This window comes from Kitasatospora sp. NPDC059722, assembly GCF_042733235.1.
In the GTDB taxonomy this organism is placed as follows: Bacteria; Actinomycetota; Actinomycetes; order Streptomycetales; family Streptomycetaceae; genus Kitasatospora.
In genome coordinates this window covers 1-12,252 of the sequence record NZ_JBHWGD010000138.1, presented here as the reverse complement: position 1 = coordinate 12,252, position 12,252 = coordinate 1, and the positions used below count along the sequence as shown (strand labels likewise).

At 72.9% G+C, this 12,252-nt stretch carries 11 protein-coding genes and 1 pseudogene; 3 read left to right on the top strand and 9 right to left on the bottom strand.

Annotated features, from left to right (window positions below; translation table 11 throughout):
• Positions 1–216, top strand: a pseudogene (locus tag ACFV4F_RS39920) (LysR family transcriptional regulator); the annotation flags it as partial.
• A gap of 66 nt (positions 217–282) precedes the next feature.
• Here ACFV4F_RS39920 and ACFV4F_RS39915 read toward each other — a convergent pair.
• The 3 genes from ACFV4F_RS39915 to ACFV4F_RS39905 are packed head-to-tail and all read right to left on the bottom strand — an operon-like array spanning position 283 to position 2,767.
• On the bottom strand, positions 283–642 hold the full coding sequence (locus tag ACFV4F_RS39915; RefSeq protein WP_380510330.1) for a hypothetical protein: 360 nt from the start codon (positions 640–642) through the stop codon (positions 283–285).
• A gap of 53 nt (positions 643–695) precedes the next feature.
• On the bottom strand, positions 696–1,847 hold the full coding sequence (locus ACFV4F_RS39910) for a hypothetical protein (RefSeq protein WP_380510327.1): 1,152 nt from the start codon (positions 1,845–1,847) through the stop codon (positions 696–698).
• Positions 1,844–2,767: a 5-dehydro-4-deoxyglucarate dehydratase gene (locus ACFV4F_RS39905; RefSeq protein ID WP_380510324.1), complete on the bottom strand. Its 924-nt coding sequence runs from the start codon at positions 2,765–2,767 to the stop codon at positions 1,844–1,846. The genes ACFV4F_RS39910 and ACFV4F_RS39905 overlap by 4 nt, the downstream gene beginning before the upstream one ends.
• Before the next feature lie 176 nt (positions 2,768–2,943).
• On the opposite strand from ACFV4F_RS39905, the gene ACFV4F_RS39900 reads away from it, so the two are divergent.
• Positions 2,944–3,747, top strand: a complete 804-nt coding sequence (locus ACFV4F_RS39900; RefSeq protein ID WP_380510321.1) for an NAD-dependent epimerase/dehydratase family protein — start codon at positions 2,944–2,946, stop codon at positions 3,745–3,747.
• 31 nt (positions 3,748–3,778) lie between these two features.
• Here the strand turns inward: ACFV4F_RS39900 and ACFV4F_RS39895 are convergent, their stop codons facing one another.
• Both ACFV4F_RS39895 and ACFV4F_RS39890 read right to left on the bottom strand, forming a co-directional pair.
• On the bottom strand, positions 3,779–5,143 hold the full coding sequence (locus tag ACFV4F_RS39895) for a sugar porter family MFS transporter (protein ID WP_380510318.1): 1,365 nt from the start codon (positions 5,141–5,143) through the stop codon (positions 3,779–3,781).
• A gap of 307 nt (positions 5,144–5,450) precedes the next feature.
• The gene (locus ACFV4F_RS39890; RefSeq protein WP_380510315.1) at positions 5,451–6,833 is read right to left on the bottom strand and encodes a S8 family serine peptidase; all 1,383 of its coding nucleotides are present in this window, start codon (positions 6,831–6,833) and stop codon (positions 5,451–5,453) included.
• Between the two features lie 483 nt (positions 6,834–7,316).
• On the opposite strand from ACFV4F_RS39890, the gene ACFV4F_RS39885 reads away from it, so the two are divergent.
• Entirely contained in the window at positions 7,317–8,768 is a 1,452-nt protein-coding gene (locus ACFV4F_RS39885; protein ID WP_380437593.1) for a purine-cytosine permease family protein, read from the top strand.
• 98 nt (positions 8,769–8,866) lie between these two features.
• Here the strand turns inward: ACFV4F_RS39885 and ACFV4F_RS39880 are convergent, their stop codons facing one another.
• From ACFV4F_RS39880 to ACFV4F_RS39865, 4 genes are all read right to left on the bottom strand, one after another.
• Positions 8,867–9,361: a LacI family DNA-binding transcriptional regulator gene (locus tag ACFV4F_RS39880; RefSeq protein ID WP_380510313.1), complete on the bottom strand. Its 495-nt coding sequence runs from the start codon at positions 9,359–9,361 to the stop codon at positions 8,867–8,869.
• A gap of 123 nt (positions 9,362–9,484) precedes the next feature.
• Positions 9,485–10,507 carry a hypothetical protein gene (locus ACFV4F_RS39875; RefSeq protein WP_380510310.1) on the bottom strand — a complete coding sequence of 341 codons (1,023 nt, stop codon included), beginning with the start codon at positions 10,505–10,507 and terminating at the stop codon, positions 9,485–9,487.
• Between the two features lie 150 nt (positions 10,508–10,657).
• Entirely contained in the window at positions 10,658–11,380 is a 723-nt protein-coding gene (locus ACFV4F_RS39870) for a hypothetical protein (RefSeq protein ID WP_380510307.1), read from the bottom strand.
• A 44-nt stretch (positions 11,381–11,424) separates the two neighbouring features.
• A partial coding sequence (locus ACFV4F_RS39865) for a hypothetical protein (protein ID WP_380510304.1) occupies positions 11,425–12,252 on the bottom strand: 828 nt, incomplete at its 5' end.

Sequence of the window (12,252 nt, the reverse complement as noted above, 5' to 3'; positions counted from 1 at the left end):
CCGGGGGTGCGCGCCGTCCAGGAATGCCTTCAGGCTGTGCTGTGGAATGCCACGGTCGGCTTGGCCCCGCTCGGACACGACCTGCCAGCGGAGTTGGTCGTCGTTCCGCTGGTCGACATGCCGCCGAGCCGAGTGGTGGCGGTGTGGAACGAGGGCGACACCAATCCGTTGGTCCGGTCGTTCGTCGAGATCGCGACGGCCGCGTACCGCCACTGAGCGGACCGGCCCAAAACGCGAAGGAGCTCCTCCCCAGGGCGGGGGAGGAGCTCCGCGGACGGCTTCTTACTTCGGATCAGGCGCGGAACGGCCCCGGAGCCAGCCCCAACGGCGGCGCGCAGTGGTTTTGGGAGGCTCGGGTGCAGAGCGGGCGGCCCCGGGAGTGACTTCGACGACGGCCAGCGCATCGGCGCTTCCGTCGAGCTTTTCGCCGCGTCTGTCACCGGCCCAGACCACCGCGCGGAATCCGTCCGGTGCGATGCCTGTCCGGTTCTCTTCGAGGAACTTCTCCAGGAGCATCTCGCCCAGATCGGAAGGCTCACCAGGCCATGCGATCACGTTCACACGGTCATCGTTCGTGGCCCACACGACGGAGTCGTCGGGCCAGATCTGCTTGCGCTGCACTGCACAGGTATAGACCGGCATGGACCCGAACCTACCTCACCGTTCCGGGAGTTCGGTAGGGAGCAGGCCCGTGTTCACCTTCCGACGGCGGTGCGGACGGCTGCGCGGACGGCGGCGAGATCCTGGTGGGAGGCCAGGCCGAGGTGGTAGAAGCGCAGCTCGGTCGCGCCGGCCGCAGCCAGGTCCGCGCACCAGGCGGGCAGGTCGGCGGGATCGCCGCCGAGGCCGGCGACGGCGCTCACGGTGGCTGCGAGGCGTCGGCCCGGAGCGGCGTACGCGCGGACGGCGGTCAGGGCGGCCTCCGCGCGGGTGGGGGTGAGCACGACGGGTACGGCGCCGCGGGCGTCCTCTGGGGCCAGGCCCGGGGACGGGCCGAAGCCGAGCGGGTCCGGCTGGGCGTGCAGGAGGACGGGGAGGTCCGAGCGTTCCGCCGCCACCGCTGCCAGCACGGACCGTCGCAGCTCGGCGGCGGTGCGCACCCGCATCCGGGCCACGGCCGCGGCCACCTCGGGGTCGAGCGCCGCGTTCTGCGCCGTACCGGCGAAGACCGGGTCGAGCGCGGCCCGGACTTTCGCGCGCAGCGCCCACGGCTCGGCGCCCTCCGCCGCGTAGCCGTCCCGGCAGTGCGGGCAGAAGCAGAGCGAGAACAGCAGCCGCGCCGCCGGCGCCAGGGACACCCCCGCGACCTTGTCGTGTGCGTGCAGGTGGTCGAAGCCGTACCAGCCGCAGGACTCCAACTCCAGTCCGGAAAGGCCCGGTTGGGCGGCGGTCTCGGCGGCCAGCGTGGCGCAGTAGAGCCGCACGGCGGGGGAGGCGATGCACAGCGCCCACGGGTAGCGGTCGCCGTAGGCGTTGAGGACGGCCGCGTCGGGGTGGCGCACGCCGAGGCGCTGCCCGTGTGCGAGGACCGTCCAGGCGTACACCTCCACCCCGGCCTCGGCCAGCGACTCCGTGGCCCGGCCGAAGGAGCGCGGCGACCACGGCGCCTCGACCGGGCGCAGCCGTCCGGGGCCGGACCAGCGGTCCCGGTCGGGCCGGTAGTAGACGGCCGCGTGCTCGGCGGTGACGACCTTGTGGCGCGGGTGGCGGGGCGTCAGCGCACGCACGCTGTGGTAGGCGGCGGCGACGGCGGCCCGCCGGATGCCGAGCCCGGCGAGGCGTGCGCCGCAGGCCGGGTCGCCGTCCACGTCCCAGGGGTAGAGGTACGCGCCGAAGGCCGGCGTCACGCCAGCGCCTCCCGCGTGCGGTCGACGAGGTCCAGCAGCGCCCGCACGTGCTCCGGCGCCGGCTCGGTCAGCGGCGCGCGCACGCCCCCGACCGGGTGGCCCACGGCCCGCGTCGCCGCCTTGACCAGGGAGACCGCGTAGCCGGGCCGCAGGGTGCGCAGTTCGACGTAGGGCCGCAGGAAGAGCTCGATCAGCACCGTCAGCGTGCCCCGGTCGTCCTCGGCGAAGGCGCGGTGGAAGGCGAGCGCGATGTCCGGGGCGAAGCAGAAGACGGCGGACGAGTAGAGCGGCACGCCGATGGCGCGGTAGGCGAGCTGGGTCATCTCGGCGGTCGGCATGCCGTTGAAGAACAGGAAGTCCGGGTGTCCGGCGGCGCGGACGGCGCTGACGGTGCGCAGCATCCGGTCGAGGTCGCCGAGGCCGTCCTTGAAGCCGATCACGCCGGGCAGCGCGGCGAGGCGGGCGACGGTGCCGGGCTCGTAAGCCGTCCGGTCGCGCTGGTAGAGGATCAGGTCGAGCGGGGTGGCGTCGGCGAGTGCGGTGATGTGGCGGACGAGGCCGTCCTGGCCGCCCTCGGGGCCGTACGGGGGCAGGACGAGCAGGGCGTCGGCGCCCGCGTCCTGCGCCGCGCGGGCGTAGGCGAGGGCGAGTGCGGTGCCGTAGCCGGTGCCGGCGACGACGGGCACGCGTCCGCCGGCCGCGTCGACGGCGACGGAGACGCAGCGTTCGTACTCGGCGGGGGCGAGGGCGGGGAACTCTCCGGTGCCGCAGGCGGCGAACACGGCGGCGGGGCCGTCGTCGAGGCGCGCGTCGAGGTGGGCGCGGTGGGCGCCGGGGTCGAAGGAGCCGTCGGGGGCGAAGGCGGTGACGGGGAAGAAGAGGAGCCCGTCGATCGGGAGCGGGCCGGTGCGTGCGGGCACGGGGTGGGTCCCTTCGTGGAGAGCGTCCAGCGGTGGGAACACCGAGGAGCGTAGGAGGGCCCGCGCGCGGAGGTCAAGGGATAGGCGTTCCCATATCTGAATGACAGTCAGTCTTGTGAACTGCCTTCGGGCTTTGTGAGCATGGGGTGCACCCGTCCCCGGTCCAGGGAGTCACCGTGTCCCGCATCCTCGTCACCGGCGCGGCAGGCGCCGTCGGCAGCCTCATCCGCCCCCGGCTCGCCCGCCCCGGCCGCACCCTCCGGCTGCTCGACCTCGTGCCGCTCGACCCCGGCGAGGGCGAGGAGGCCGTCCAGGCCTCCGTCACCGACGCCGACGCGATGCGCGCCGCCTGCGAAGGCGTCGACGCCGTGATCCACCTCGGCGGGATCTCCCTCGAAGCCCCCTGGGAACGGATCCTCGACGTCAACATCCACGGCACCTACACCGTCTTCGAGGCCGCCCGCCGCGCCGGCGTGCCCCGCGTCGTCTTCGCCTCCTCCAACCACGTCGTCGGCTACCGCACCCCCGCCGAGTACCCGCTCACCGCCGACACCCCGCCACTGCCCGACACCTACTACGGCGTCTCCAAGGCGACCGGCGAGGCCCTCGGCGCGCTCTACCACCACCGCTACGGCCTCGACGTCATCTGCGTCCGCATCATGACCTGCTTCGCCGAACCGCCGAACCCCCGCGCCCTCTCCACCTGGCTCTCCCCGGACGACTGCGCCCGCCTGCTGGAGGCCTGCCTGGCCGTCGAGAAGCCCGGCTACCGCATCGTCTACGGCGTCTCGCCCAACACGCGCGGCGGCTGGGTCTCCCTCGACGAGGCCCGCGCGCTCGGCTACGCCCCGGCCGACGACGCCGAGGTCCACGCCGACGCCGTCCACGCCGCGCACGGGCGGCCCGCCCACGACGACCCCGTCTTCGCCTACTTGGGCGGGCCCTTCACCTTGCCCGACCTCGACGCCGACCGCTTGTAAGGCCCTGCGGCCCCTCGGGGGCGAGCGGGATTCAGGCGCGCAGGCCGAGTTCGATCTGCTCCAGGGTGCGGCCCTTCGTCTCCGGCACGAGACGGAGGGTCAGCACCAGCAGTACCGCGTTGACGCCGGCGAACACGTACATCGAGCCGCCGACCCCGAGGTGGTGGCGGTCGGACATGACCGGGTAGCCGGCGGTGACCACGCCGGTCGCCGCCCACAGCACCACCGCCGCGACGCCCGTCCCGGCGCCGCGTGCCTTGAGGGGGAACACCTCCGCCATCATGACCCACACCACCGCGCCCCAGCCCAGCTCGTACCCGGCCAGGTAGAGGACGAGCAGCACGACGGTCAGCGTGCCGAGGGCGGCCTTGTCGTGGACGTGCGTGACGACCCAGCCGGTCAGGCCCAGCGTCACCACCATCACGGCGCTGCCGATCAGCAGCAGCGGCTTGCGGCCCCAGCGGTCCACGACGAACACCACCCATGCGGTGAAGGCGAGTTTGGTGATGCCGAGGATGATCGCCGAGAGGAGTGCGGTGTCGGTGGTGAGCCCGAGTGAGACGAGCATCGTCGGGAAGTACGCGTTGATCGCGTTGACGCCGCCGAACTGCTGCCCGACCGCGAGCAGCAGGGCCACCAGTAGCATCGGCCGCACCCAGGGGGCCCACAACTCCCGTACGCGGTAGGCGGTCTGCGCGGCATCGAGCCGGATCACCGCGCGGATCGAGGCGAGTTCGGCCTCGATCTCCCCGGCCGGGTGGGTGGCCGCAAGGACGGCCCTGGCCTCGTCCTCCCGGCCGAGGTTGACCAGCCAGCGCGGCGTCTCCGGCAGGAACGCGAGCCCGGCGACGAGGATCACGGCGGGCACCAGCGCGCCCGCGAACATCCAGCGCCACTGGTGGTGCGGCTGGAGCCAGTAGTCGACGAGGAACGCGATCAGGATGCCGCCGACGATGAAGATCTGGTTGAGCGAGCCCATCGCGCCCCGGATCCGCGCCGGCGCGAGCTCGGACAGGTACGTCGGCACGGTGGCCGAGGAGAGGCCGACCCCGAGGCCGAGCACCGTCCGGAAGCCCACCAGCGCACCGAAGTCCGGCGCGAGCGCGCACGCGAGCGTGCCGACGATCACCACGCCGCCGGCCGCCATGATGGTGCGGCGGCGGCCGATCCGCCCGTTGAGCCGCGCGGCCAGGCCCGCGCCGAGCATCGCGCCCGCGGACAGCGAGGCCGTCAGGACGCCCTGCTCGAAGCCGGACAGCTGCCAGGACTTGGCGACCACGACGAGGATGCCCGCGATCACGCCGAGGTCGTAGCCGAAGAGGACGCCGCCGAGTGCGCCGAAGGAGTACAGGAGGACGGGCTTGATCCTGCGGGGAGTGGGGCCGGGCCGGCTCATGGGGGATCGCCTCGTCTCGGGGGTGGCGCGCGGGTGATGGGTGCCGTGCGAGGGAGGTGCCGTGCGAGGGAGGTGCGGTACGGGGAGTGAAGCGGTCGGCGGGGTGGTGGTCAAGACCTCTCGTCCAGATCCGCGAATCCGGAGAGAAGCCGAATGCGGAGTTGTGGGCGGGTATTTGGCGATTGGCCCGTTCAAAGGGCTGAACTGTGAACGGGATTCGGAACGCCGAGGAACACAACGATGGCCCCCGCCCAGTGAGGGCAGGGGCCATCGGCGCGCAGGGGGGACGATCGTGTCCTGGAGCGCGTCAGAGGTCGGCGCGGCCGCTGAGGGACTTGACGAACTGGTAGGCGTCGATGGTGCCCCAGCCGGTGGCGAGGTTGTAGCCCGGGCCGGCCGAGTAGCCGGTGACCCCGTGGGCGGAGTTGTCGCCGCTGGTCACGTCCAGGATCCCGTGCGGGTGGTCGGCGTCCTGGCCCTGCGCGAGCGGGTAGAGGCGCGGCCCGAGGGCGCCGAGGCGGGTGCCTGCTGCCTGGTCGGCCAGCGCGGTGACGCCGGCCAGCATCGGGGTGGCCTGGCTGGTGCCGCCGATGACCTCCCAGCCGGTGTGTGCCGGGTCGTAGCTGCTGTAGATCCAGGCACCACCCTGCGGAGAGGCGCTCATGCTGAGGTCGGGGATGCCGCGGTTGGCACCGGTGGTGGCCGCCACGCCGGCCTGGTAGTCGGGACGGGCGAACACCCGGGATATCCCACCGCCGGTGGCGCCGCCGTTTCCGTCGTTCCAGACTTCGTCGGGCGAGAGCCGGGTGCCGCTGTCGTCCAGATACATCCTGGTGCCGCCGACGGCGGTGACCAGCGGGTCGGAGGCGGGCCAGCCCACCTCGCGCTGCTGGTAGTAGGTCTTGCCGTCGAGCATCTTGTCGGTGGCGCCGTTGTCGCCGCTCGCGGCCAGCACGGTGGTGTTCTGCGCGGCGGCGGCCTGCAGGCCGTAGCGCAGGTTCTGCAGCAAGTGGTAGTCGCCCGCCCGGCCGGCCTCCTCGGCGAAAGTGTCCTCGGTGGCGCCCAGGCTGAAGCTGATCACGTCACCGCGGCCCTTGGCGGCCAGGTCCTTGATCGCGTCCATCATCTCGGGGAATCCGGAGGTGCCCTCGTTCTCGGAGGTGCCGGTCTCGACCAGCAGGATGTGCGCGCCGGGCGCCACGGCATGGGCGTACTCGACGTCCAGGGTGGTCTCGCCGGCCCAGGCGGTGTGCTCCTTGTTGGTCGGATCGAAGGCCGGCACGTTGCCCCACTTGACCACCTCGACCTGGGTGTCGGGCAGCCCGTACTGGCGGTCGAAGGCCTCCAGGTCGTGCTGGACCGTCGGCGAGCCGAAGGAGTCGACGATGACGATCGTGCGGCCGGTGCCGTCGATGCCCGCGTCGTACAGCGGCTGCAGGTTGTAGGCGGTGCGGTAGTGCAGCGGGCCGTAGCAGTCCGTGCCCGACTGGGCCTGGCAGTCGGCGGTGGAACTCGGCGCCGTCGCGTCGACCCGGTGCAGGTGCCCGGCACTCGCAGGTATGGGGCGGGCGTGCGCGGTGGGGTGGTGTGCGGCCGTGGCGTTCGGCTGGGCGGAGGGCAGCAGCGTCGTGACCGTGGCGACGGCGGTGGCGCCGAGGGCGGTCAGGGCGGTGCGCTTGGAGGAGGGCATGGGTCATCCCCAGTGGAGGTGTCGGGATTCCGCGCGGTGCGGTGGATGCCGGGTGCGCGGCGCCCGGGCCGGCGGAGGGGTCTGCGGGCCACGGGCGTCGGTCAATGTGATTGCCAGACTGGCAACTTCCGCACCACTGTGAACACCCGTCGATCGGCGGGTGACGAAGCAGCCGGTCGGCGGCTCTCGGTGGTGCCGGGCCAGCGGCTAGGTGTGCCGCCCGTTTCGGCTTGGCGCGTCAGACCATGTCGGTGGCACGGGGCAAGGCCAAGGACGCCGTGCTCGACCAGGACGGCACCCGGCACCTGCGCTACGAACGCACCTACGCCGGCCGGGTACGGCGGCGGGGGCGACGGTGCGTTTCGTCAGAACCATTGACTGAATTTTAAGTCAGTCCCTAGGGTGGCGCCGCCCCCCGTGATCACGGAATGCCGGGGTAGTCGACGTGGGCCGCGGACGGCCCCGCACACAGAAGGCCATCACATGGGGAAAATCGCCTCGAACGCCGAGGGCCACGCACGTCCCGCAGGCATCGAACAGCACTCGATCGACTGGGTGCCCCTGGACGAGCGGCACGGCGAACCGTCGAGCATGGGCGCCATCTGGTTCGTGGGCAGCCTCAACCTCACCGGTCTGGCGACCGGAGTCGTCACGCTCTCGATGGGCGCCTCGCTCGTCTGGACGGTGATCGCCACCGTGCTGGGCTCGCTCTTCGGTACGTTCTTCATGGCGTTCCACGCGGCCCAGGGGCCCCAGTTGGGACTGCCCCAACTCGTGCAGTCACGGCCGCAGTTCGGCTACCTCGGGGCCGCGCTCACGGTGTGGGTCTTCGCCCTGGTCAACTACGTGGCGTTCAACACCTCGGACGCCCTGCTGTCCGGTCAGGCCATGAACACGCTCTTCGGGATCCCCAACGTGGTCGGCTATCTGATGGCCGCGATGGTCGCGGCCGTGATCGCCCTGTTCGGCTACGACTGGATCCACCGCTTGAACAGGTGGCTGACCTGGCCCTTCGTCGTGGTCACCGTGGCGGTCACGGCGGCGGCGCTGTTCGGAGGGGGGCTGCCGGCCGGCATCTGGCACCCGGGCCCGTTCGAACTCGCCCCGTTCATGCTGGTGTTCGTCTTCGTCGCCGGCTTCCAGCTGGGCTGGGCGCCGTACGTCTCGGACTACTCGCGCTACCTGAGACCCGACGTGTCCGTCCGCAGCACCTTCTGGTGGACCTATCTGCCCAGCGCCGTCTCCGGGGTGTGGGTGTTCGTCCTCGGCGCCGTGGTCTCGGCCGCCGCCCCCGCGGACACGGACCCGGTGACCGCGCTGAAGCTCGCGGCCGACCGGCTGTTCGACGGGTTCGGCACGATCGCGGTCGTGGTGCTGCTGGTCGGGCTGCTCTCCATCATGGCGATCAACCAGTACGGCGGCAGCCTCACCATGATCTCGATCGTCGATTCGTTCCGTCCGGTCCGGCCGACGCGGGCCATCCGGGTGGGGACGATCGGGATCATGCTGGTGGCCGTCGGCGCGGTCTCCACCCTCGTCGGGATCGACCGCTTCAACTGGTTCTTCGCGAACGTGGTGGTCGTGCTGACGTACCTGTTCATCCCCTGGACGGCCATCAACCTGGTGGACTTCTTCTTCGTCCGGCGCGGCCAGTACGTCGTGCGGGAGATCTTCAACCCGCAAGGCATATACGGCCGTTGGGGCTGGCGCGGGAACCTCGCCTACGTGATCGGCCTGGCGTGCATGGCCCCGTTCATGGTGATCACCGGCCTCTACGTCGGGCCTGTCGCGAAGTTCCTCGACGGCGTCGACTACTCGCTCCTGGTCGGCCTTCCGGTGGCCGGTGCGCTGTACCGGGCCTTCGCACGGAGCCTCGACCTGGCGACCGAGCGCCGGATGGTGCGGGAGGAGGGGCTGCTGACGGAACTCCACTGAGCTGATCCACCCCGGTACGTACGGCTCGGCACATCCGCGCCGGCGAGCCGCTCTTCGAAGCCGAGGGGCGCCGGACGCCGAGAGGGCGCCGAGCCGAGTCAGACCGGCGGAGGTGCCGTCGACTCGCGGAGGATCACGCGGCCCTCCACCCGGATCCGGGACGGCTCGGCGGGGCTGTCTCCGTTGAGCCGGGACAGGAGCACCTGCGCGGTGATCATGCCGATCTCGTGCAGGGGGTGGGCGAACGCGGTGACGGGCGGCCGGCAGATCTCGAACCAGTCGGCGTTGCCGAACGCGACGAAGGACAGCCGGCCGGGGACGTCCAGGCCGAGGGCGTCGGCCTCGCGCAGTGCGCCCAGCGCGAGATCGCTGCTGGAAGCGAACACCGCGGTCGGCGCGGGCCGCAATTCCATCAGGCGCCGCAACGCCTCGGCGCCCCACGCCGCCGTGTGCTCGCGCGCCATGACGTACTGCTCGGGAAGCCCGCCCTCGCCCAGGGCGGCGCCGGCGACGCGTTCGCGGGCATTGCTGAACCCGGGGTCGCCGGCGATGACCGCGATGCGTTCATGTCCGAGCGACCGCAGGCGGTCCATCAGGGCTGCCGAGCCGTCGGCCGCGGCGCCTTGGTCGCTGGCCCCCCCCCGCCGGGGGCGTGTATTACAAACATTGGCCCCCCCCCGGGGGGGGCGGGGGCCACGGGGCGGCGGGGGGGGGGTCTAGACCGGGCTGCCGGGCTTGCCGGAGTCCTTGGACTTCACCTGGCCCGACCACGGGGTGAGGGAGGAGTAGACGCACAGCGCCTCGCGGTCGTCGAACAGCCACCAGCGGCCCTGGCTCGGGTAGAAGTACCCGATCATTCCGTCCTCGGGGAGGTCGGCGGAGCTCGCCCGGTCCTGGCACATCCGGCGCGCGCTCGCCTCGACGCTCGCGACGCCGGGGTAGGAGCCGTTGCCGGGGAGCGTCACCGAGGCGAAGACCTCCAGGCGGTGCGGCTGGGCGCACGGGACGACCTGGTAGTGGTCCGACCCGCTCCGGTACGTGTGGATGTCGCCGACGGCGCAGTCGCCCGCCTGCAGGTACCAGGAGCCGGCCCGCCCCGCGACGACCGGGTGGCCGTCGGCGCCGCGCGTCGGGCCCGACGTCAGGTCGTGGTACGCGAAGGCCATGATGCCGCCGAGCATGGCGACGAAGAGGGTCCAGGTGACGGAGAACATCAGGCCGACGGCGGCGAAGCCGAAGCCGCCCTGCCGGCGGCGGAAGATCCGGCCGAACGAGCCGAGGGCGAGGCCCATCGACACCAGCGACAGCGGCGGGAGGAACCCGATGAGCCCGAGCACGAAGGAGGCGACGGCCATCCCGCTGACCTTGGCCTTCGGCTGCGGGACGAAGGGCGGCGGTACGGGGGCGCCGGGCGCGCCGGGCACGTACGGCGGCCAGGCCTGCTGCCCGGGGACCGGTCCGAACTGCCGCCCGGCGGCGAGGCCGGCGCCGGCCGGGCCGGTGGTGTACGGGTTGGCGTTGACGTCCGGAGCGGCGGCCGGGCCGGTGGTGTACGGGTTGGTGGCGTACGGGTTGGCGTTGACGTCCGGAGCGGCGGGCTGCGCGGGCACTGCGGCGGCGGGCCGGGCGTCCGCAGGCTCCGGCTCGGCGCTCGGCTTCGGTTCGACGTCGGGGGCCGGCTGGGCGGCCGACGGACCGGTGGCGGGTTCGGCGGACGGGTCGTCAATGGGCCGTGACACGGTGGCTGCTTTCCCCGGGGCGGTTCGGTGGGCGAAGGGCCCGCTCCCGGCGGGCCGCCCGGCGAATATAGCCGATGATCAGACTGCCGCTCACCCGAGATCCTCGGTAGGCGAAGGACCGGCCGAGGGACCGGGCCCCCGAAGGCGTCGTCAGCCCTCGAAGTCGTAGCACTCCCAAGGCACGACGAACGTGCCCGGTGCCACGAAGGCCTCGGGGATCCCGACCAGCCGGAGAAACGATTCGCCGCTGTCGTCCTCCGGCCCGTGCTCCACCTCGACGGCAGGGACGCCGAGGAACCCGCGCTCGAAGTGCAGCTCCGCGCGCACCGGCCGGGCCGGAGGCCGTCCGGTCAGGACGCCGAACACGCCCACGCCGTCCGCATCCGCGTCCACCACCTCGCGGACCTCGAACCGCCAGTGGTCGGCGGCCAGCGCCAGGAGCCGACGGCCGTCGTCGCGGTGGAGCACCAGGACGTCCCGCCGGGCCCGGACCAGGTCGGCGATCACGCAGCACGCCTGGAGGCCGGGCAGGCCCGGGGCGCCGACCCGGCTGAAGTCGGGGTCGGGGAAACGATTCAGCAGCGTCTGGAGCAGGTCCAGCGCGGCTGAGGCGGCCCGCCGGTGGCCGTGTTCGACGACGTCCAGCAGGATCGGCACCGCGAGCTCGGCGGCCGGGTACACCGTGCCCTCGAAGTCGTCGGTGATGGCGCTGTCCAGCAGCCTGGTCATCCCGCGCGAGGCCTGGTTGAGCGTGGTCGCGGCGGCCAGGGCCCGCAGGTTCACCGCCGTGTCGGCAGTGTAGGGGTCCCGGCGGTGCGGGTGCGCCTCCCAGTCGACGGCGTCGATCGCTTCGAAGATCGCTTCCAGGTCCACGCGCGGCATCCTGCCAGACGCCCGGGCCGCCCCCGTACGGGTTTTCAGCGCGAGTGCGACGCCAGGCTCAGCATCAGGTGCGCCGACTCCGGGTGCTGGAAGTCCGAGTGGGCGCCCGCCGGTGCCAGCCGGGTGGCCGGGCCGCCCCGGTACACCGCGCTGGCGTCGACGTTCACGATCGGGTGGTCCAGCACGGCGTGCGGGTACGGCGAACCGGCCGGGCGCAGCAGCGTGGAGAACTGGTGCACCGGTGCCACGCCCGTGCCGGAGTGGCCGATGCCCGGCCGCCCCTCGGCCCGCAGGTGCCAGAAGCCGGTGGCGCGGTCCCAGCGGGAGTGGGTGAGCACGAGCGGCCCGCGCAGCGGCGCGGCGTGGGCCGGCCTGGGGTCGGACTCGGGGAACAGCCGCGGGAACAGCCGGGAGAAGGCGTCGCGGGGCGCGGCCATCTGGAAGACCAGCGCGCTGTCCACGGTGAACGGCCGCGCCGGATCGCCCGGCCGGCTCCAGCTCAGGACCCGGGGCCCGGCGGGCCGCTCGGCCGCGTGCTGGACGGCCTCGCACAGGAATCGCCCGCCGAAGGAGTGCCCGACCAGGTGCAGGTACTGGCCGTTTCGGTTGGCCAGCACGGCGGGGTCGGCCGGGTGGCCGCGGTCGGCGTCGAGGTAGCCGAGCAGGTGGCCGAGCACGTACCCGGCCTGGCCGCGGCCGGGCGCGCTCATCGCGTGCGCCCGTTCGCGGACGCGGCGGTACCCGCCGAGCGAGGGCAGGCTGGACGACGGCCAGCGCACCACGACGCACCACGGCCGGTACCCGCGCTCCAGGCCCGGGGTGGCGCCCGGGCGGGCCCGGTGGCTGTCGGGGGCGGGGGAGTG

Coding starts and splice junctions, on each gene's coding strand:
- ACFV4F_RS39915 (WP_380510330.1), bottom strand. CDS start 642: ATGCCGGTCTATACCTGTGCAGTGCAGCGCAAGCAGATCTGGCCCGAC.
- ACFV4F_RS39895 (WP_380510318.1), bottom strand. CDS start 5,143: ATGAGCCGGCCCGGCCCCACTCCCCGCAGGATCAAGCCCGTCCTCCTG.
- ACFV4F_RS39890 (WP_380510315.1), bottom strand. CDS start 6,833: ATGCCCTCCTCCAAGCGCACCGCCCTGACCGCCCTCGGCGCCACCGCC.
- ACFV4F_RS39885 (WP_380437593.1), top strand. CDS start 7,317: ATGGGGAAAATCGCCTCGAACGCCGAGGGCCACGCACGTCCCGCAGGC.
- ACFV4F_RS39880 (WP_380510313.1), bottom strand. CDS start 9,361: ATGGACCGCCTGCGGTCGCTCGGACATGAACGCATCGCGGTCATCGCC.